This is a genomic window from Streptomyces sp. NPDC086519 (genome assembly GCF_040686075.1).
Lineage (GTDB): Bacteria > Actinomycetota > Actinomycetes > Streptomycetales > Streptomycetaceae > Streptomyces > Streptomyces shenzhenensis.
In genome coordinates, this window is record NZ_JBFBJL010000019.1 from 52,275 (window position 1) to 71,931 (window position 19,657).

Annotated in this window: 18 protein-coding genes; 10 read left to right on the top strand and 8 right to left on the bottom strand. The window is 71.5% G+C overall.

Going from position 1 to position 19,657, the window contains the following annotated elements; all coding sequences use genetic code 11:
* Positions 1 to 17 precede the first annotated feature (17 nt).
* Both AB0P24_RS19690 and AB0P24_RS19695 read right to left on the bottom strand, forming a co-directional pair.
* Entirely contained in the window at positions 18 to 575 is a 558-nt protein-coding gene (locus tag AB0P24_RS19690; RefSeq protein WP_365795615.1) for a DUF3291 domain-containing protein, read from the bottom strand.
* A 518-nt stretch (positions 576 to 1,093) separates the two neighbouring features.
* Positions 1,094 to 1,846, bottom strand: coding sequence for an HAD family phosphatase (locus tag AB0P24_RS19695; protein ID WP_365795617.1), 753 nt, complete (start codon positions 1,844 to 1,846; stop codon positions 1,094 to 1,096).
* Positions 1,847 to 2,666: 820 nt separating this feature from the next.
* On the opposite strand from AB0P24_RS19695, the gene AB0P24_RS19700 reads away from it, so the two are divergent.
* Together AB0P24_RS19700 and AB0P24_RS19705 are read left to right on the top strand one after the other, a co-directional pair.
* Positions 2,667 to 3,839 (top strand): serine hydrolase domain-containing protein, encoded by a 1,173-nt coding sequence (locus AB0P24_RS19700; protein ID WP_365795619.1) that lies wholly within the window; start codon positions 2,667 to 2,669, stop codon positions 3,837 to 3,839.
* 120 nt (positions 3,840 to 3,959) lie between these two features.
* Positions 3,960 to 4,703: a GntR family transcriptional regulator gene (locus tag AB0P24_RS19705; protein ID WP_365795621.1), complete on the top strand. Its 744-nt coding sequence runs from the start codon at positions 3,960 to 3,962 to the stop codon at positions 4,701 to 4,703.
* On the opposite strand, the gene AB0P24_RS19710 is transcribed toward AB0P24_RS19705, so the two are convergent.
* The 6 genes from AB0P24_RS19710 to AB0P24_RS19735 all read right to left on the bottom strand — a co-directional run bounded on the left by AB0P24_RS19710 (position 4,673) and on the right by AB0P24_RS19735 (position 11,720).
* The gene (locus AB0P24_RS19710; RefSeq protein WP_365795623.1) at positions 4,673 to 5,422 is read right to left on the bottom strand and encodes a methyltransferase domain-containing protein; all 750 of its coding nucleotides are present in this window, start codon (positions 5,420 to 5,422) and stop codon (positions 4,673 to 4,675) included. The two genes, AB0P24_RS19705 and AB0P24_RS19710, sit on opposite strands and share 31 nt — an antisense overlap.
* Positions 5,423 to 5,544: 122 nt before the next feature.
* Complete coding sequence (locus AB0P24_RS19715) at positions 5,545 to 7,452, bottom strand: hypothetical protein (protein WP_365795625.1); 1,908 nt, start codon at positions 7,450 to 7,452, stop codon at positions 5,545 to 5,547.
* 281 nt (positions 7,453 to 7,733) lie between these two features.
* Complete coding sequence (locus AB0P24_RS19720) at positions 7,734 to 8,495, bottom strand: SDR family NAD(P)-dependent oxidoreductase (protein ID WP_365795627.1); 762 nt, start codon at positions 8,493 to 8,495, stop codon at positions 7,734 to 7,736.
* The gene (hisD, locus tag AB0P24_RS19725) at positions 8,492 to 9,793 is read right to left on the bottom strand and encodes a histidinol dehydrogenase (RefSeq protein ID WP_365795629.1); all 1,302 of its coding nucleotides are present in this window, start codon (positions 9,791 to 9,793) and stop codon (positions 8,492 to 8,494) included. Before hisD ends, AB0P24_RS19720 begins: the two co-directional genes overlap by 4 nt.
* A gap of 29 nt (positions 9,794 to 9,822) precedes the next feature.
* A complete protein-coding gene (locus AB0P24_RS19730; RefSeq protein ID WP_365795631.1) occupies positions 9,823 to 10,758 on the bottom strand; it encodes a VOC family protein in 936 nt (311 codons plus the stop codon).
* Positions 10,755 to 11,720: a fumarylacetoacetate hydrolase family protein gene (locus tag AB0P24_RS19735; RefSeq protein ID WP_365795633.1), complete on the bottom strand. Its 966-nt coding sequence runs from the start codon at positions 11,718 to 11,720 to the stop codon at positions 10,755 to 10,757. Before AB0P24_RS19735 ends, AB0P24_RS19730 begins: the two co-directional genes overlap by 4 nt.
* A gap of 254 nt (positions 11,721 to 11,974) precedes the next feature.
* Here AB0P24_RS19735 and AB0P24_RS19740 point away from each other — a divergent pair, with 254 nt between their 5' ends.
* From AB0P24_RS19740 to AB0P24_RS19775, 8 genes are all read left to right on the top strand, one after another.
* A complete protein-coding gene (locus AB0P24_RS19740) occupies positions 11,975 to 12,280 on the top strand; it encodes an antibiotic biosynthesis monooxygenase (RefSeq protein WP_365795635.1) in 306 nt (101 codons plus the stop codon).
* Between the two features lie 49 nt (positions 12,281 to 12,329).
* A complete protein-coding gene (locus AB0P24_RS19745; protein WP_365795637.1) occupies positions 12,330 to 13,454 on the top strand; it encodes an FAD-dependent monooxygenase in 1,125 nt (374 codons plus the stop codon).
* Positions 13,451 to 14,455, top strand: a complete 1,005-nt coding sequence (locus AB0P24_RS19750) for an amidohydrolase family protein (protein ID WP_365795639.1) — start codon at positions 13,451 to 13,453, stop codon at positions 14,453 to 14,455. The genes AB0P24_RS19745 and AB0P24_RS19750 overlap by 4 nt, the downstream gene beginning before the upstream one ends.
* Positions 14,452 to 15,288: a cyclase family protein gene (locus AB0P24_RS19755; RefSeq protein ID WP_365795641.1), complete on the top strand. Its 837-nt coding sequence runs from the start codon at positions 14,452 to 14,454 to the stop codon at positions 15,286 to 15,288. Before AB0P24_RS19750 ends, AB0P24_RS19755 begins: the two co-directional genes overlap by 4 nt.
* 8 nt (positions 15,289 to 15,296) lie before the next feature.
* Positions 15,297 to 16,703 carry an FAD-binding protein gene (locus AB0P24_RS19760; RefSeq protein WP_365795643.1) on the top strand — a complete coding sequence of 469 codons (1,407 nt, stop codon included), beginning with the start codon at positions 15,297 to 15,299 and terminating at the stop codon, positions 16,701 to 16,703.
* Positions 16,704 to 16,709: 6 nt separating this feature from the next.
* A complete protein-coding gene (locus tag AB0P24_RS19765; protein ID WP_365795645.1) occupies positions 16,710 to 17,666 on the top strand; it encodes a fumarylacetoacetate hydrolase family protein in 957 nt (318 codons plus the stop codon).
* Between the two features lie 184 nt (positions 17,667 to 17,850).
* Positions 17,851 to 18,834 (top strand): LysR family transcriptional regulator, encoded by a 984-nt coding sequence (locus AB0P24_RS19770; RefSeq protein WP_365795647.1) that lies wholly within the window; start codon positions 17,851 to 17,853, stop codon positions 18,832 to 18,834.
* Positions 18,835 to 18,883: 49 nt separating this feature from the next.
* The gene (locus AB0P24_RS19775; protein ID WP_365795649.1) at positions 18,884 to 19,654 is read left to right on the top strand and encodes an SDR family oxidoreductase; all 771 of its coding nucleotides are present in this window, start codon (positions 18,884 to 18,886) and stop codon (positions 19,652 to 19,654) included.
* The last annotated feature ends 3 nt before the right edge of the window (positions 19,655 to 19,657 follow it).

Consider the following 19,657-nt stretch of genomic DNA (forward strand, 5'->3'; position numbering starts at 1 on the left):
TCGTTCGGGCTTCCTTGTCAGCGAACCTGGTCGCTCTTGGGCCCGATGCCTTTGATCCTGGTCGGAGTTCCGTCCGGGGCGAATGAGTGGTGGAAGGTGAAGGCGTGCGGCGCGGCGCCGTGGTCGTGGAGGTGTTCCAGCCTGGAAACCCCGTCCTGCCACGTGGGTGTCACGCCGTCAAAGACCCACCAGCACACGTGATTCGGGTGCCCTGTCCTCTCGAACCAGTCGTGACGCCTGTTCAGCGCCTCACGGTGCAGACCGGTGTAAATGGCGTCGAAGGCGGGGCGCAGGCCGGTCCAGAGCGAGAGGGTCGCGGCCAGGGCGGTGGTTTCCACCGTGCGGCCCTTGCCGTACCAGGCCGGTACGGCGAACTCTCCCCATGCACCCCAGTCCGCCTCGAAGAGCATGCCCCGGTCACCGTCTGCTGCCTCAGCACGCGCGAGGTGTCCGGGGTGCTGACCGATCTTCCGGTAGACGGCCTCACCAATGTCGTAGAACTCGCGCGTGAGAGGTGCGGGATCGGCGAGAGGCGACTTCAGGACGCCGAATGTGTACAGCGCAAGAGGGGGCATGCGTCTCTTCCTGGTCGGGGGTGCCTGGTGCGGACCCGGTTCGGTGGCTCACGCATGGAGGCGAGGATTCCTGGGGCGTGACCGACTCATCCCGTCGCGGGGTGGCTCAGCCGGAAGGAAGTCCTGTGCGACCGTGGGCGATCGCCGAAGACCAGGCGAAGGTAGCTGCCTCCGCGGGCCGTGTCGAAGTTGCGTTTTCCCCGTCCAAGTGGCCTCCTGCCCCGGTCACTGCGGGGGCTGGGGCGGTGACGGGTGGGGCGGCTGCGGGGTACCAGTGATCCACTTCGGCCGGTCGGTCCGCCCGCCGTGCCCGTCCGCGCCCCGTGTCCGACAGCTCCGAGTGCCGCCGAACGCGTGCGGTTGAGGAAGATGGCCTACGGCCACAAGGCCGAGCAGCGGCTGCGGGCTCGTGCACAGGTGATGCTGCACGCCACGCGTGGACGCTCCGACGCATGCACCGCCCGGAGACGAGACGAACGCCGCACGGGCCAGACGGCCCTCACCCATGTCGTTGTCCCTCAGCCGTGCCGATCGTCACCGCCCTCCGGGGACCGGGAAGACCAGGGCTCCGGCAGCGTCCTGCGGATGTCGCAGGAGCGGGCCCAGGCCAGCAGTTCGGGGGCGTGCAGCGCCGGTAACCACAGGTCGGCCCGGATCTCGCTGTCGCCCTGCGGCCGGGGGCCGACACCCAGTACCCGCAGTCCGGCGCGGCGGGCCGCTCTCACACCGGTCAGGGAGTCCTCGACGGCCAGCGCCCGGTGCGGGCGGACACCGCACAGCCGGGCCGCCACGGCGTAGACGTCCGGGTGCGGCTTGGGACGCACCCCGTCCCCGACGTCGGGGACGACGATGTGCTGGAAGTGCGCACGCAGCCCGGCCCGCTCCAGACTGCCTTCCACCACCACCCTCGGGCAGTTGCTGGCCACCGCCAGCGGCAGCCGGACGGAGAGCAGCCGGACGAGTTGGACCGCGCCCGGCATCGTCACCGGGTCGTCGGTGACGAGCGCCAGGAAGTGGTCGAGAAGCGCGGCCGTCAGGCCCTCCGCGAGTTCGGGCTTGCTCACCGACCGTGCCATGAGCCGGCCGCAGTCCTCGTAGTGCAGGCCCGTCGCCTGCTCCGCAAACCCGCGCGGCGGCTGGAGCCCGTACTCCCGGAAGGCCCGGTTGCGGGCTTCCTGCCAGTGGCGTTCGCTGTCCATCAAGGTGCCGTCGCAGTCGAAGACGACGGCTTCGGGCGACCGGTCGAAGAGTTCGTGGGTCGTGATGGTCACAGGGGCCTCCTGTACGTCCGTGCGCATGACAAACGACATTTCCGACTATCAAGAGGAAAGGGAAAGATAGTCATGACTACGTTATTTCCGCCCCGGCAAATCGGGCAATAACCCTATACGGCGACTCGACTGCGCCAGGGTGAGGCGTATGGCCGTACGAGGGCACAACAGGCGGTCGACGACAGGAGTCGTCAACACCACGGGAACAACAGGCCAGTTGACACACGTCCGGTACCTTTCGGGCGCCCTCGGCGAACCACTCCCGCACCACTCGCGCGCGTTCCCATTCGAAAGAAATACGCAATTACCGCACGAGTGCGACCGCTTTTTCTCCCGGCATGCTTTTGCTCCAGGCGTACGCCGGCGCACTGAATTCGTGGCCCGTATTCCCGACCCCGCCATCCGCGGCAATGCTTCCGGATGGCCGGTGTGGCGGGCGACAGGGCCGTCGGGCACGGGAAAGACGCGGGCTGCGACACCCACGCTTCCGATTTCGCCATCGCCTTTGACAGTCCTGCGTATCGCCTCGGCGAAGCGGGGCGTTGGGCAGGGGCTCTGAATACCGCCGGAGAAGCGGCGCGGCTGTGGCGAGACCTGGTCGAGGCGGAACCGGATGCGCATACCGGTGGCCCAGCCCGTTGCCCTGCACCCGCTCGGGCATCACTTCGCTTCCGCAGGGCAGAGGGCTGGAGAACCGGATGCCATGCCCGGCCGGGCGGCTCCTCCTCCGCCCTTCCCTCCAGTCCGACCAGTCGGTACGTTCGGAGCGCTCGGGCCGCAGCGTCGCGGTCCGGGGTTTCCGGCGTACGACGGAGGGTGCATGTCCGAGCACGAGCCACAGCCGCAGGTCCACGGCCACTGCGAACCGCGCTTCGCGGCCGTGCGGGAGGCGTTCGAGGAGAACTTCCGGGACCGGGAGGAGCTGGGCGCGGCCGTCGCGGTGACGGTCGGCGGCGAGACCGTGGTGGACCTGTGGGGCGGCTGGGCGGATCCGGCGCGCAGCCGGCCGTGGGAGCGCGACACGCTGGTCAACGTCTGGTCCACCACCAAGGGCCCGGTGGCCCTGTGCGCGCACATCCTGGCCGACCGGGGGCTGCTCGACCTCGACGCACCGGTGGCGGATCACTGGCCCGAGTTCGCGGCAGCGGGCAAGGAGCGGGTCCTGGTCCGCCATCTGCTCTCGCACCGGGCCGGGCTGTCCGGGCTGCGCGAGCCGCACTCGCTCCAGGACCTGTACGACTGGGAACTGACGACCGCGCGGCTGGCGGCGACCGAGCCCTGGTGGGAGCCGGGGACCAGGTCCGGGTATCACGCGCTGACCTACGGCTTCCTGGTCGGCGAGGTGGTGCGACGGGTGTCGGGGCTGCTGCCGGGGGCGTTCCTGGAGCGGGAGGTCACCGGGCCGCTGGGGATCGACTTCACCATCGGGCTGCCGGAGAAGGAAGCGGGACGGGCGGCCGAGCTGACGCATCCCCGGGTCGTGTCGGACAGCGAACAGGCCGCGATCTTCAGCCAGTTGGCGCCCGCCGCGGTGGCCGCCCTGGCCAACCCGGGCGTGGGCGCGAGCGCGGCGAACACGCCCGAGTGGCGGGCGGCCGAGATCCCGGCGGCCAACGGGCACGGCACGGCCCGGGCGGTCGCCGCGCTGTACGGGGTGTTCGCGGGCGGGGGCGAGTACGGCGGCCTGCGGGTGCTGTCGCCCGAGGCGGCCGAGCGGGTGCGGGAGGGCCAGGGCCGCTGCCGTGACCTGGTGCTGGGGGCGGGTTTCGAGCACGAGACCGAGCTCGGGCTGGGACTCTGGCTGAGCGGGCCGAACGGCTCGTACGGGCCGAACGCGCGCGCCGTCGGGCACGACGGGTTCGGTGGCTCCTGCGGGCTGGCCGACCCGGAAGCGGGGGTCTCCCTCGGTTACGTCATGAACCGCATGGGACCGCGGATCGCGGACGACCCTCGCAAGACGGCCCTGGTCGAGGCCGTTTACGCGAGTCTGTGAGGCCCGCACGGTTTCGGCCGAACCCGCCTGCCGCTCTTCCCTGTTGGTTTAGACCAATGCTAGATGTGGTCGCGGAACGAACCCGCACGACTACTTCTTGTCACCCACAGGAGGAGCGGCATGGCCCGCACCACCCCCCACGATCACTCCGAGAGCGAAGGGCAGCCCCTGTACTGGCGGATCGCGACACGACTCCTCACCGAACTGCGCGACGGCACCGTACCGCCGGGTGAACGCCTGCCCGGAGAGCGGCAGTTGGCCCAGCACTTCGGGGTCAGCCGGGAGACCGTCCGGCAGGCGCTGGACGTGCTGCGGCACAGCGGACTGGTGGCCACCGACCGGCGGGGCAGCCACGTGACGCTGCCCGGCCGTCCGGTTCAGAGCCCGGTCTCCCTGGCCTTCCCGGTGGGCGCCGGGCCCACGGAACACGGGGCGGTCGACCGGGCCAGGGTGACCTGGGAGGAGCCGCCGCCCGAGCACGCGACGGCGCTGGGGCTGGACCCGCACCGGCCGACCCTGGTGCACCGCTACGAGTCCGCCTCCCCGGACGGACACGCCCTGCGCACCGCCGTGACCTCCTTCTCGGCGGTGGCCCTGACCGAGGTCGCGGAACTGGGCCGCTACCGGAACCGGGCCGACGGCTGTGCCGCCGCCCAACTGCGCCGGGCCTACGACTGGATGCGCAAGGCGGGTCTCACCCTGCACCACCGGGACTCCATCACCCAGGTCGCCGACGCGTCCACGGTCCGGGTGACCCGCCGGGTGCACGACCAGTACGCGCGCCCGCTGGAGATCACCGACCTGGTGGTGGACGCCCAGCAGGACGCGCTGGTCTACGAGTTCACGATGCCCGCGTCGGGCTGACCCCGGCGGGCCACGACCAGCCGGGCGCGCGGACTGCCGTCGTCGCGCCGGCCGAACTCGGGCAGCGGGCGGAGGTCCACCGAGAACCCCGCCCGCTCCAACTCGCCCAGCACGGAGCCGAGTCGCAGGGCCCGGTAGTACATGACGAACGGCGGCCGCCACAGGGCGTTGCGCACCCGCATCACGGCGTCGAAGCCCAGCAGCATCCAGAAACCGGGGCTGGTGGGCCGCGGCGGCGCGAGCACCGGGAAGGCGAAGGTGCCGCCCGGCCGCAGCACCGCGGACACCTGGCCGAAGAGGCCGGGCAGTTCCCGGGGCAGGAAGTGCCCGAACGCCCCGAAGCTGACGACCAGGTCGAAGGCGGGCCCGAACGGCAGGGCCCGGGCGTCGCCGCGCACATACGCGACGTGCGGGCCCTCGGACGGGGCCTCACGGCGGGCGACCTCCAGCATGCCGGCGCTGAAGTCGACCCCGGTGACGCTGTGCCCGCACACCTGGGCGAGCACCTCGGTGCCGGCGCCGGTCCCGCAGCACAGGTCGAGACCGTCCGCGAAGGGACCGAGCGGGGTGAGCGCCTTCGCGACCGCCTCGAGGATCGAGTCCGGGGTCCGGAAGGGGGTGCGGTCGAACTTCGGTGCCAGCAGATCGTAGCCGCGCTCGACCGAGGACAGCGCCTGGACGGCGAGTTCACGCAGGCTCGGGCCTTCGGGGCTGAACATCCGCCCAGCTTACGGGAGCTTGTGCCGCCGGACACGGCAGAGGGCGCGGGGCCCCTGGCGGGGGGCCGCGCCCTCGGCCGTGTCGCACGTCGCCGCCGGGTGTCAGCCCACGGCGCCGGACGTCACGCCACGGTGAGCGTGAGGGCGCCCGTGTAGGTGGAGCCGGCGGTGATCGCGGTCTCGGTGCCGTCGACCGTCAGCTTCACGGTCCTGCCGCGCGGCGCCCGCACGGCCGCGTCGGCCGCGAGGGTGAGGCTGGTCAGGTACGAGGTCCCGGTGACCGTCCAGGTCGACCCGCTGTTCAGCCCGACCACCACGCCGTTGTTGACGGCGGCCTGCACGGTGTTGGTGACGATGCCGAGCTCGTAGAAGGCGGACGAGTCGATCGAGGAGACCCGGTGCCTGGCCCTGGTCGCCGAGATCACGCCCTCGACGCCAGCGTCCTCGAAGGTGAGGACCATGTTCTTGCCGCTCCGCATGCCGTTGTAGAAGTCGCCCTTCAGCCGGATGGAGCTGAAGGTGGCGGCGCCGTCGGTGGAGTGGGCGGCGGTGACGTCGAAGGAGGAGTCCTTCGTCGGGTCGGTGGTCGGCTCGGTGTAGACGCCGACGTTCATCATCTTGCCGTTGACGTTGACCGGGCCCGGGTCGTCCAGCTCGATCATCTGCAGGATGACGCCGTCGCGCGGGTTGAGCCTGGCGCCCTTGGACCCGTCGACCGAGATGGCGGTCTGCTGGCCCTTGTTGAGGAAGGTGGCCCGCTCGGAGTTGATCACGGTGCCGCCGTCCAGGGTGAGGTGACCGGCGCCGAAGAACATGTAGCCGAAGTGGCCGGAGTCGACCACCGTGCTGCGCTCCGGGATGCCCCGCAACTCCGCGTTGGACAGGCCGAGTTCCAGCTCGGTGTTGAGTGCGGCGACGGCGTCGCGGGTGCTGTCGCCGTAGTGCACGACAGCGGCGGGACCGGCGATGATCGTCGCGTAGGAGCCGACGTCGAAGCGGCATCCGAGCACGCGGACGGTGGCGTCGCCGATGGCGTAGGTGCCGTAGCCGTAGTCGCCGGTGTTGCCGACGTGGCTGTTGATCGCGGTCAGCTTCAGCCCGCTGCCGCCCTCCACCGACAGCGCGCCCCAGGTCTCCGAGAACACCGTCGAGTTGAGGTAGGTGGCGACGCTGTTCTCGCCGATCAGGTTGGTGGCGCGGACGTTGCCGTCCAGGCCCAGCATCCAGGGCACCGACTCCATGTAGGGGGTCTCGACGGTGGCCTGGTAGTCGGCGGGCAGGACGCCGTTGCGGGCGCGCAGGAAGGAGTCCTTGACCAGGACGTTGGCACCGCCGTTGGCAATGACGGTGGTGCGGACCACGCCCTTGTTGCTGATCCGGGCGCCGTCCACGACCAGCTTGGTCGCCGAGCCGTCGCCGACCACGGCCGCGCCGTACCCGGCGAAGTCCGAACGGCCGTTGCCGTCGAGGGTGATGGTGGGGCTCTGGAGGGTGTAGCTGCCGTTCTCGACGTACACGCCGTTGAAGCACTCGCCGGTGGAGGAGATCGACACGTTGCGGGCGGCGAGGTCGGTGACCTTGCCGCCGCGTACGGCGGACAGCACGGACTTCGCCGGGTCGACGCCGTCGGAGCCGACGTACAGGGCCTGGCGGAAGGGGAAGGTCAGCGTCTGGTAGGTGACGTCGTTGGACTCGGCGACCGTGAGGACGAGGTCACCGCGGTAGGTGCCGGCCTGGACCAGGGTCGCGGTGCCGCCGGTCGCGGTGAGCAGCTGGCCGGTTTCCACGCCGTCGACGGTGAGGCTGATGTCGTACCCGTCCGGTGCGACGATCCTGCCGCCGTCGCCGATGGTCAACCGGCTCAGCCGGGTGGTCCCGGCGAGTTCGCAGGTCTCCCCGGCGGCGACGGAGATCGTCCTGCCGGACGCCTTCGGCGCGGCGGTGGCGGTGCCGGCGGCGACCGGAACGAGCACGGCCGCCGCGGTGGCGGATCCGGCGATCAGGAACGAGCGTCGGGATGTCAGCGTCATTGCAGGCCTTTCCACGGGTGGGGTGCGCCGTCACGCAGGGTTACGAGTCGCTCGTCGGAACCAAGGCGACCACGGCACCTGGGGTGTGCGGACGGCAGTGAATCAGCCCTGGGAAAACCGGGACAGGCATGGCACACACGCATCCCGGAACCCGATGCCTTCGATCGGGCGGCCCGGTTCATGGCGCTCACACAGAGTGGTCACAGCCCCCTGTGGTGCACGCACGACGGCGAGGCGGACGGCCCGCTCGCCGTCCACCTCGCCGTGTCCCTGCGGGTGACCTACGCCGGGGCGATCATCCCCGCCGACAGGTCGATGTCCGCCCCGCACAGTCCGGGCATCGCCAGCATCGCGACGAGCGCCCGCGCGACCTCTTCCTCCTCGACCAGCCGGCCGAGCGCGGCCCGGGAGGCGAAGTCGTGTTCCGCCTCCTGGACGGTGCAGCCGGTGAGTTCGGCGGTGAGCCGGAAGTTGCGGTCCATGCGGGGTCCTCGGACCGGGCCCGGGGAGAGGGAGTTGACCGTGACGCCGTGCGGGCCGGCCTCGCCCGCCAGGGTCCGGGTGAGGCCGATCACCGCCATCTTGGAAGCGGTGTACGGCGTGCGGTTGAGCAGCGGGCGTTTGCCGCTGACCGAGGCGACGTTGACGATGTCACCCCGTCCGGCGGCGAGCATGGGCGGCAGGAAGGCCCGGCACATGAGATAGACGCCGCGTACGTTGGCGGCGAACACGTCGTCCCACTCGTCGGGTTCGATGTCGACGAGCGGGCGCACCGGCCCCGCGACGCCGGCGTTGTTGACGAGCAAGGACACGTCCTCGTCGGCGAGCCCGGCGGCCAGCGCACGCACGGCGGCGGGGTCGGAGACGTCGCAGACCGCCGTGCGGGCGGCTTCGCCGACCTCGGCCGCCGCCTGCGCAAGGGCCTGCTCGTTCCGCCCGACGAGGATCACCCGGGCCCCGGCCTCGGCGAGCGCCAGCCCGAAGGCCCGGCCGAGCGGCCCTCCTCCGCCGGTGACCAGGGCCGTACGGCCGTCCAGGTTCACGCCTCGTTCCACGGCAGCGCGTCACCGGCGGCCTTCGCGGCCCGTACGTCGCCCGAGCGGGCGTGGCCCTCGAACAGCTCGACGCGGGAGGCGCGCCCGCACAGCCGCCCGAGCAGGGCCTGCGAGGCGGTGTCGGTGACCTCCTGGTAGGTCACCGTCTTGAGGTACTTCCCCACCCACAGGCCGCCGGTGTAGCGGGCGGCACCACGTGTGGGCAGCACATGGTTGGTGCCGATGACCTTGTCGCCGAACGACACACAGGTGCCCTCGCCGAGGAACAGGGCGCCGTACTGGGTCATCCGTTCCAGCGCGAGGCGCGGCTCGGCGGTGAGCACCTCGACGTGTTCGAAGGCGAACGTGTCGGCGAGTTCGTAGAGTTCGTCGACCGAGCCGACGACGTGCACCTGACCGTGGTTGCGCCAGGCGGGCTCGGCGTAGTCGCGGGTGGGCATGGCGGGGAGGATGCGCTCGACCTCGGCGATGGTCTTCTCGGCGACCTCGCGGGAGGTGGTGATGAGGACCGCCGGGGAGTCCGGGCCGTGCTCGGCCTGGGAGAGCAGGTCGACCGCGCAGACGAACGGGTCGGCCTGGTCGTCGGCGAGGACCAGGATCTCGGTCGGTCCGGCGAACAGGTCGATGCCGATCTCGCCGAACAGCTGGCGCTTGGCCTCGGCGACATAGGCGTTGCCGGGGCCCGCGATCAGGTTGACCGGCTCCATGGTGTCGGTGCCCACGGCCAGCGCGGCCACCGCCTGGACGCCGCCGAGCAGCCAGATCTCGTCGGCTCCGGCGAGGTGCATGGCGGCGACGGTGGCGGCGGGGATCTCGCCGCGGATGGGCGGGGTGCAGGCGACGACGCGGGGCACGCCCGCCACCTTGGCGGTGACGATGGTCATGTGGGCGGAGGCGGTGAGCGGGTAGCGGCCGCCCGGGATGTAGGCGCCGGCCGCCTGCACCGGGACGTGCTTCTGGCCGAGTCGCACGCCCGGCAGCGTCTCCACCTCGAACTCGCCCATCGAGTCCAGCTGGTGGCGGGCGAAGGTGCGGACCTGCTCCTGGACGAACGTGATGTCGTCGATGACCTGCCGGGGCACCGAGGCGACGATCTGCTCGACCTCCTCTTCGCTCAGCCGGAAGGAGTCGGGGCTCCACTTGTCGAACTTCTCGGAGTACTCGCGGACGGCCGCGTCACCTCGCTCACGGATGTCCGCGATGACTTCGGCGACCGTCCGGCGCACCTGGTCGAGGGAGGCGGCCACCTCGGCCTTGGGCACGGCGTGCTTCAGGATCTCTGCCACAACTGCGGCCTTTCTCGGAAGGATGGGGGTCAGACCGGGGGCGCTTCGAAGAGCACGTCGGGGTCGTTGAACTGCTCCTTGGCGACCGACTCGCTCATCGGGTCGGCGGTGCCCCACTGGTCCTGGGTGATCGGGTCGTCCACGTCGTGCCGGCCGGGGTGCCACAGGTCCTCTTCGAGGACGGCGAGTTCGGTGGTGTACTCGACCGTGTTGCCATGCGGGTCGTGGAAGTAGGAGAAGGTGTTGTCGCCCGCCAGGTGGCGTCCCGGCCCCCAGGTGAGCCGGGTTCCGGCACGCAGGGCGCGGCCGGTGCCGCGCATGTACTCCTCCACCCCACGCATCTCGAAGGAGGCGTGGTGCAGCGACACATGGGGCCCGCGCGCGATGGCGAAGGAGTGGTGCAGCGGACTGCACCGCAGGAAGTACATGAGGTCACCCATGTGTGTGGAGTACAGGGTGTCGGTGAGCCGGAAGCCCAGGTGCCGGACGTAGAAGTCGCGCAGCCCCTCCGGGTCCTGGGAGTTGACCACACAGTGCGAGAGCCGCACGGGGACGGCCTCGCGCTCCTCGATCTTGCGATGGGTGCGGGTGGCCACGTCGGCCGAGACCTCCACCACCCGCCCGTCGGGGTCGAAGAAGCGCAGCCCGTACCCGCCGCCGGGGGTGTCCAGCGCCCGCGGCTCGTGGATGATCCGCACCCCCGCCCGCCCCAGTCGCACCGCCAGTTCGTCCACCGCCGCCGGTGACACCGCGCCGAAGGCGACGAGGTCCATCCGCTTCCGCTCGTCCTCGCGGATGCGCACGACGTACTGCTCGGGGCTGCCCTCGGCGGCGAAGAACGCGATGCCGCTGTCGTTCGCGACCTCGGTCAGGCCCCAGGTGGTGCCGTAGAAGGCGCGCTGGGTGGCGAAGTCCGGTACGGCCAGGTCGACGTGGCGCAGATGGGTGATGGGCTGGAAGCTCATGCGTGGCTCCTGACGGTGTTGCGCTGGTGGCCGAGGCCGGTGACCTCCGCGTCGATCACGTCTCCGGGCTCCAGGAAGACCCCCCAGTGCGCGCCGTTGCCGGCCGGGGAGCCGGTCAGCAGCAGGTCGCCGGGGCGCAGGGTGGTGGTCGTGGAGGCGTAGGCGATCAGCCGGGGAATGTCGAAGATCATGTCCTTGGTGGACTCGTCCTGCCGGACCACCCCGTTGTGCCGCAGCGTGATCCGCAGGTCCCCCGGATCGCCGACGAACTCCGCCGGGACCAGGAACGGCCCGGTCGGCAGGAAGGTGTCGGCGTTCTTGGCGGTGAACCAGTCCGTGCCGATGGCTTTCAGGTCCGGCCGGTACAGCCGGTCCCGGGTGGTGAGGTCGTTACTGATCGTGTACCCGGCGACGTACGACATCGCCTCCGCGGCCGGGATGTTCTTCCCCGACCTGCCGATGACCAGGGCGAGTTCGAGTTCCCAGTCGTGCTGCTCGCCGAGCGCGGGCAGCACGATGTCGTCGTACGGCCCGCACAGCGCGCGCGGTGAGCCGAGGAAGATGTACGGGACGCCGTCGCGGATCCGCTCGTCCATCATCTTCTCGGCGTCGGCGCGGGCCTCGGCAGGGGTGGCGCCGTGCACGCTCTCCTTCTCGGCGGCGACCAGATCGACCACGTGCTTGCGGTAGTTGGCGCCGCTCTGCAGGATCTGGCCCGGTTCGATCGGCGTCAGGACCCGCAGGTCCGCCAGGTCGTGCCAGGTGCCGTCGCCGGCCGCGGCCAGTTCGTGCAGCCGGGGCAGCCAGGTGTCCCAGTCCTCGACCAGCGCGCGTACCGAGGCCGCCAGACCGGAGAGGTCACGGACCCGGGTGCCGGCGACCAGGCCGGGGAAGGCGGCCGCGCCGCCTTGGAAGGTGCCGAGCGCGAAGGGTCCGGCGTGGGAGGGGGAAGGTTCGGGCACGGGCGGCTCTCCTCGTACGGATGGGGGCTCGCCTTCGACGCTAGGCATCGCGCTCGGCCGGCGGAAATGGCCGTTCACGATGCCTGCCATCGCCCGCGCACTCCGCTGGGGCCTGCGTCGATGTGCGGCCGCGCCGGCCGGGGCCGCCATCGCCGTCGGGGATGGATGACGTCCCCCTTGTCGATGCCTCGATCCGTTGACCCTGCACCTACCGCCGATCAGGCTCGATGCCACCCCGAACCGAGGAGCGCACCGTGGTAGTCGAGCACGCCGAGCTGACCGTCGAGGAAGGCCGGGAAGCTGAATTCGAGGAGGTCTTCGGCCAGGCCCGCGAGGTGCTCGCCGAGGCGGACGGGTTCCGCTGGACCGAGCTGCTGCGCTGCGCGGAGCGGCCGCGGACCTTCCTGCTGCTCGTCGGCTGGGAGTCGGTCCAGGCGCACACGGTCGGCTTCCGCGAGTCGGAGCGGTTCGCGCGCTGGCGGGCCCTGGTCGGCCCGTTCTTCGCCGCCCCGCCGGCCGTGGAGCACTACCACGAGCTGGGCCCCCGCTTCACCGGCTGAAGGCTGCCGGCCCCCACGTCTGTCTTTCTACTTCTCGCAAGGATCGCCCATGCCCGTGAACAAGGTGCTCGTCGTCGGCGGCGGCATCACCGGAAGCGTGCTGTGTCTCGCCCTCGCCCAGCGCGGGGTCGAGGTGGAGCTCGTCGAGGTCTCGCCCCAGTGGTTCGGGGTGGGCCATGGCATCACCGTCCAGGGCAACGCGCTCAAGGCGCTGCGCTCGGTCGGGGTACTGGACCGGGTGCTGTCCCGGGCCGTGCCGTTCGACCTGATGCGGCTGCGCCGGGCGGACGGCGGTCTGATCACCGAGCTGGAGACCCCGCACACCGGCGGCGCGGACCTGCCGTCCACGGCCGGCGCACTCCGCTCCGACCTGCAGAACGCGCTGTGCGACGCGGTGTACGCGCACGGCGTCGCCGTCCGCCTCGGCCTGAGCGTACGCGGACTGGAGCAGTCGCCCGGCCACGTGGACGTGACCTTCACCGACGGCTCCACCGGCCGCTACGACCTGGTGGTCGGCGCGGACGGCATCAACTCGGCGACGCGCGCGCTCATCGGCATCACCACCAGGCCCCGCCCGGTGGGCATGTCGATCTTCCGGGTGGTGGCCCGGCGCCCCGCCGAGATGGACTGCGCCGAGGTGTACTACGGCGGTCCCCGCTACAAGGCCGGTTACAGTCCGATCTCCGACGACCAGTGCTACGCCTACCTCCTCGACGAGAACCTGGACGCCTCCCTGATCGGCCCGCGCGCCTCGCTGGACCTGCTGCGCGAGCGCGGCGCCGGGTACGGCGGAACCTGGGGGGAGATACTCTCCTCGCTGCCGGAGGACACGGCCGTGGACTACCGCTGGATCGAGGCGGTCCTGGTCGACGAGGACTGGCACCGCGGCCGGGCCATGGTGATCGGCGACGCGGCGCACGCCTGTCCGCCGCTGATCGCGCAGGGCGCCGCGATGTGCATGGAGGACGCGGTGCTGCTGGCCGAGCTGGTCACCGCCGACGAGCCGGTGGACAGGGCACTGGACCGGTTCATGGCCCGGCGGCTGCCGCGCGTCCGCATGGTGCTGGACAACTCCCTCCAGCTCGCCGAGTGGGAGATCCACCCCGACACGCCGGGCGCCGACCCGGCCCGGATCTTGTCGGAGACCCTTGCTTCCCTGACGGTGGCCGCATGAGCACGCCCGTCGTCGACTTCCACGGCCATCTCGCCGTGCCCGGGGCCGACGCCCTGGTGGCGGGCACCGCGGGCCTCGCGGCCGAGCTGGCCGCCGAACAGCGCGCCCACTCCCCCGAGTCGCTGGCCGCCAACCGGGCCCAACTCCGGCGTCTGGCCGGAAAGCTGACGGACGTGGACACGCGGCTCGCCGACCTCGACGCGATGGGCGTCGACCGCCAGGTGGTCGGCCCGATGCCCATGCACCACTACTGGGCCGGCCCCGGCCTCGCCGTGCGGCTGGCCCGTACCGTCAACGAGGCGGTGGCCGCGCACTGCGCCGCCGCGCCGGACCGGCTCTACGGCCTCGGCACGGTACCGCTCCAGCACCCGGACCTGGCGGTGGCCCTGCTGGACAAGGCGGTCACCGTGCTGGGCCTGTACGGCGTCAGCGTCTCCACCGCCGTCGGGGGCCGGGAGCTGGCCGACCCCGCGCACGACGACGTCTGGCTGAAGGCGGAGGAGCTGGGCGCCGTCGTCTTCGTCCACCCGTGGGGCTGCTCGCTCGGCGAGCGGCTCGCCTCCCGCTATCTCGGCAACACGGTCGGCCAGCCCACCGAGACCACGGTCGCGCTCTCGCACCTGATCTTCACCGGGGTCCTGGACCGTTTCCCGCGCCTGAAGCTGGTGGCCGCGCACGGCGGCGGCTATCTGCCGACGTACGTCGGCCGCTCCGACCACGCCTGGCGGGTACGGCCGGACGCGCGCGGCTGCGCCGAGCCGCCCAGTTCCTATCTGCGGCGGATGTGGTTCGACGCCCTCGTCTACACCCCGCGTGCGCTGCGCCATCTGGTCGAGGAGGTGGGCGCGGACCGGGTGGTGCTCGGCACCGACCACCCTTTCGACATGGGCGTGACCGACCCGGTGGCCCGTCTGGACGCGGCCGGCCTCGCCCCGGCCGCACGGGACGCGATCGCCGGGGGCAACGCCCTCGATCTGCTGCTGAAAGGACACAGCCGATGACCCTGGGGCCCATCGAGGAAGAGCTGGCCAAGGCCCGCGCCGCGTACCGCGACCGGGGCCGCTGGGGCGGGGACGACGTGCTGGGCACACTCAACTTCGTCGACGACGCGATCCGCGCGCACGCCGCGGGTCTGGTCCGGCGCGGCCGCGCCGTCTCGCTGGCCCAGGGCTTCGGCGAGTCCGGCCTCGAAGCCGCCACCCGGTGGCACGGGCTGGGCCGCGGACACGACACCGAGCGGACCTGGCACGGCGGTTCGCGCCCCGGCGGCGACGACGGTGCCTGCGTGACCGGCATCGAGCACCTTCGGAACGCCTTCACCGGCCGCGGGGTCCTGCTCGACGTCGGCCGGACGGTCGGCGACACGCGCGGTGAACTCCCCGACGGCTTTCCGATCCTGGAGGAGCACCTGCACGACACCGTCGAGGCGCAGGGCGCCACCTCCAGTGTGCGCCGGGGTGACATCGTCCTCGTCCGCACCGGACAGCTCGGCCGGGTACGGCGGCTCGGCGCGTGGGGCGGTTACGAGACCGGTCACGCGCCCGGCCTGTCCTTCACCACCCTCGGCTGGCTGCACCGCACCGAGGTCGCGGCCATCGCCACCGACACCTGGGACCTGGAGGTGCGGCCGAGCGAGTTCGCCGGACCGGCGATGTCGCCGCTGCACCGGGTCGCCGTCCCCCACCTCGGCCTGCCGCTGGGCGAGCTGTGGGACCTGGAGGCCCTCGCGGAGGACTGCGCGGCCGATGGTGTCTATGAGTTCCTGCTGGTCGCGGCGCCCTTGCCGGTGCCCTGCGCGGCCGGTGTCCCCGTCAGTCCCATCGCAGTCAAGTGAGCCGCCCCATGCATGCAGTCAACCGGGGGACGACCCCCGAGTCCCCGGACGAGAACCGGTTCTCCGGCACCCTCCACCTCCCGGGTGAGGAGGACTTCGAGGAGGCCGTGTACGGCAGGGTCTTCAACGCCCGCCGCCCGGCCGACCGCACGCCCGCCGCCGTCCTGATGGCGGTCACCGAACAGGATGTCGTCGAGGGCGTACGGCTCGCCCTGGAGCGCGGCTGGCAGGTCGCCGTCCGCTCCGGCGGGCACAGCTGGGCCGCCTGGTCGGTGCGCCGGGACGCGCTGCTGATCGATCTCGGCGGCTTCCGCGAGATGGCGTACGACCCTGGGACGGGGATCGTGACGGCCACCCCCAGCGTCAAGGGCGGCGACGAACTCAACCCGTATCTGGGCGGGTTCGGACGCTTCTTCAACGGCGGGCACTGTCCCTCGGTGGGCATCGGCGGTTTCCTGCTCCAGGGCGGGCAGGGCTGGAACGCGCGCGGCTGGGGCTGGGCGGCCGAGAACATCGTGGCGATCGACGTCGTCACGGCCGACGGCGAGCTGGTCCGGGCCGACGAGAGTCAGCACAGCGACCTCTTCTGGGCGGCGCGCGGGGCGGGCCCCGGCTTCTTCGGCGTCGTCACCCGGTTCCACCTGCGCACCCGTCCCCTCCCCCGGCATCTCGCGCACACCGTGCACGCCTACCCGCTCGACCTCTTCGACGACGTCATGACCTGGCTGCACGGCATCCATCACACGGTCTGCGACCTGGTCGAGATCGTCGCTCTCACCCAGACCCCGCCCGACCTCGACGGACCGGTGCTGCTGGTCACCGGCGTCTCGATGACGGACACCCCCGAGGAGGCGGCCGAGGCGCTCGCGCCGCTGCACGCCAACCCCTACGCCGACCGTGCCCTGTTCCGCGTCGAGGCCCGGCCCACCACCATCGCCGAACAGTTGACGGGCCAGCGCACCGCCAACCCCGAAGACCACCGGTACTTCGTGGACAACGCGTGGCTGACCGGCAGCGCCGAGGACGTCGTCCCGGCGATCCGCAAGGCGTTCACCGAGCACCCGACCCGGCAGACCTTCACCATCTGGTTCTCCATGGCACCGCTGCGCCGCCTCCCCGACATGGCGTTCTCGTTGCAGTCGGAGATCTACTGCGCCGCTTATGTCGTGTCCGACGACGCCGGACGGGACGCGGAGCTGCGCGGCTGGCTGGACGAGGCGATGGCGGCGATGCAGCCGGTGACCGCGGGCCAGTACCTCGGCGACTCCGACTTCACCGTACGGCAGCTGAGGTTCATGGGCGACGAGCAGTGGCGGCGGCTGAACGAGATCCGGGCCGCGCGTGACCCCAAGGGCGTGTTCGCCGGCCATCTGAGCGCCGGGACCGTCACCAACACCAACCACTGGGAGCAGTGAGCGGCGATGCGTTTCGCGACATACGAGTACGAGGGCGAGGAGCGCGCCGGGGTGGTACGGGACGGGCTGATCCACCCGCTGCCCGACGGGGTGAGCGTCCTGACGCTGGTCGAGGCGGGCGTGCTGCACGCGGCGGGTGCCGAGGCCCTGGACGCCCCCGGCGAGCTGGCAGTGGAGGAGGTGCGGTTGCTGCCGCCGTTGAAGCCGCCCTCCATCCGGGACTTCGTCGGGTTCGAGGCGCACATCGAGGGCGTGTCGAAGTCGCTGGACGGCCTGGAACACGTCCCGGAGGAGTGGTACCGGGCCCCCAACTTCTACTTCACCAACCCGCACGCGGCCTACGGCGCCCATGACGACGTGCCGGTGCCGGCGGGCTGCTCGGTGCTGGACTTCGAGCTGGAGGTCGGCGCGGTCATCGGCCGCGGCGGCCGGGACCTCACCCCCGAGCAGGCGAGGGACCACATCATCGGCTACCTGGTCTTCAACGACTGGTCGGCCCGTGATCTGCAGAAGCCGGAGAAGAACCTCGGCCTCGGCTTCTCCAAGGGCAAGGACTTCGCCAACACGCTCGGCCCCTGGCTGGTCACGGCGGACGAGGTCGAGGACCGGCGGGATGCGGACGGGTTCCTGGACCTGGAGATGACGGTCACCCTGAACGGCGAGCTGATCGGCCACGACACCCTCGCCAACGTCTCCTGGACCTTCGAGGAGATGATCGCCTACGCCAGCCGGGACGCCTGGGTGCGCCCCGGTGACATCCTCGGCTCGGGCACCTGCGGCTGGGGTGCGCTGGCGGAGTTCTGGGGCCGGCTCGGGGAGCGCACCCCGCCCCCGCTGCGGCCCGGCGACGAGGTGACGCTGACCGTCGAGCACCTGGGCACGGTGTCCAACCGGATCGTGCCCGGACGGGCGGACGCGTACCTTCCGCGGGCCCGCAGGCGGGGCCGCACGCCGCGCCCCTAGCACCCCGGGCTGTGGGGGGCCTGTGGTGCGCGCAGACCCCCCACCTGCGGGTATCCGGTACCGGGATGCCTGGCATCACATCTTCCCGACAGTGGCCCCGACCCCCTTCCTCGACGGCCGCCCGCTGGTTAACCTCGCGTTTCACCGAAGCTTCAAGGACGTGGCCGGCCGGAAGGGGACACTCATGGGTCTCGGAGCGATCGATCTCAATCTTCTGGTGGCACTGGAAGCGCTCCTGGAGGAGAAGAACGTCACCCACGCGGGGGTGCGGCTGTCGACCAGCCAGTCCGCGATGAGCGGCTCGCTGGCCCGGCTGCGCCGGCACTTCAACGACGAGCTGCTGATCCGGGTGGGCCGCGAGTACGAGCTGACGCCGCTCGCGGAGCGGCTGCTGCCGGTCGTCCAGGGCTCGCTTCAGAAGGCCGAGGAGGCGCTGTCGCTGACCCGGTACTTCGACCCGGAGCGCAGCCGCCAGCGGTTCTCGGTGGTCATGTCGGACTACGTGATGACGGTGTTCGTGGAGCCGCTGCTGCGGGCCATCGCGGCCGAGGCGCCGGGCGTGCGGATCGATTTCCATCCGATCGTGGACGGGCAGCTGGAGACGGAGACGCATCTGCGCTGTCACGACCTGATGATCGTGCCGCTCGGCTACCAGCTCCCCGGTGTGAGCGAGGCCGTGATGCACGACCGGTTCGTGTGCATCGTCGACCCGGGCAACCCGCGCCTGGTGGACGGCCGGCTCACCCTCCGCGACCTCGCGGAGATGCCGCACGCGGCGTGCGCCATCGGCAAGAGCCACACCCCCGCCGAGCGCCAGCTGGAGACCCTCGGGATCACCCCGAAGGTGCAGGTCAGCACGCCCGGTTTCACTGTGCTGCCGTTCCTGGTGAGCGGTACGGACCTGGTGGCCATGGTCCCGGAACGGCTCGCCCGCCGCTACGAGGGCTTCGCGCGCTGTGCGGTCGTACCGGCGCCGTTCCCCGACGTGCCGCTGGTGGAGGCCATGTACTGGCATCACAACCGGCATGCCGACCCGGCGCACCGGTGGCTGCGGGACGCGGTCCGCAGGGTCGGGGCGGCGCTCGGCGAGGAGGAGCCGCCAAAGATCGCCGAGACGGATGCCACCCATCCGGACAACGCGTTTCCGGAACTGTCCGCGGCTTCCTAGCGTGGACGGGAGGATCTCTGATCTCTCCCGTACCCCCTTGGAGGAAGCCGTGAGCGCCACACGCCTGGCGGGCCGTACCGTCGTCGTCACCGGAGCCGCGCAGGGCCAGGGAGCCGCGGAGGCGGCCGCGGCCGCCCGGGAGGGCGCCACGGTCATCGCGACCGACGTGCTGGACGAGACCGGGGAGAAGCTCGCCGCGTCCCTGCGCGCCGACGGCCTCGACGTCCGGTACGTCCACCTGGACGTGACCTCGCCCGCCGACTGGGCGTTGCTGGCCGCCTCGCTGGACGTCGTGCACGGCCTGGTGAACAACGCGGGCATCCCGATGCGGGCCCGGCTCGGTCAGGTCGAACTCGACGACTGGAACCGGGCGTTCGCCGTGAACACCACCGGCGCCCTGCTCGGCATCCAGGCCCTCGCCCCGCTGATGCCGGCCGGCTCCTCGATCGTGAACGTCGGCTCGGTCGCCGGGCTCACCGCGCATCACGCGGTGGCGTACACGGCCAGCAAGTGGGCGCTGCGGGGCCTGTCCAAGGTGGCGGCCCTGGAGCTGGCTCCGCGCGGCATCCGGACGAACATCATCCACCCCGGCTACATCGAGACCCCGCTGATGGCCGCGGCCAACCCGGTGTTCGTCGCCGCCCACCTCGCCATGACCCCCCAGGGCCGCCCGGGCACGGTCGACGAGGTGGCGCCGCTGGTCGTGTATCTCCTCTCCGACGAGGCCTCGTACGTCAACGGCGCGGAGATCACCGTCGACGGCGGCTACGCGGCGCACGGCCCGGTCAAGGCGATCACCAACGCCCTCGACCAGGACTGAGCG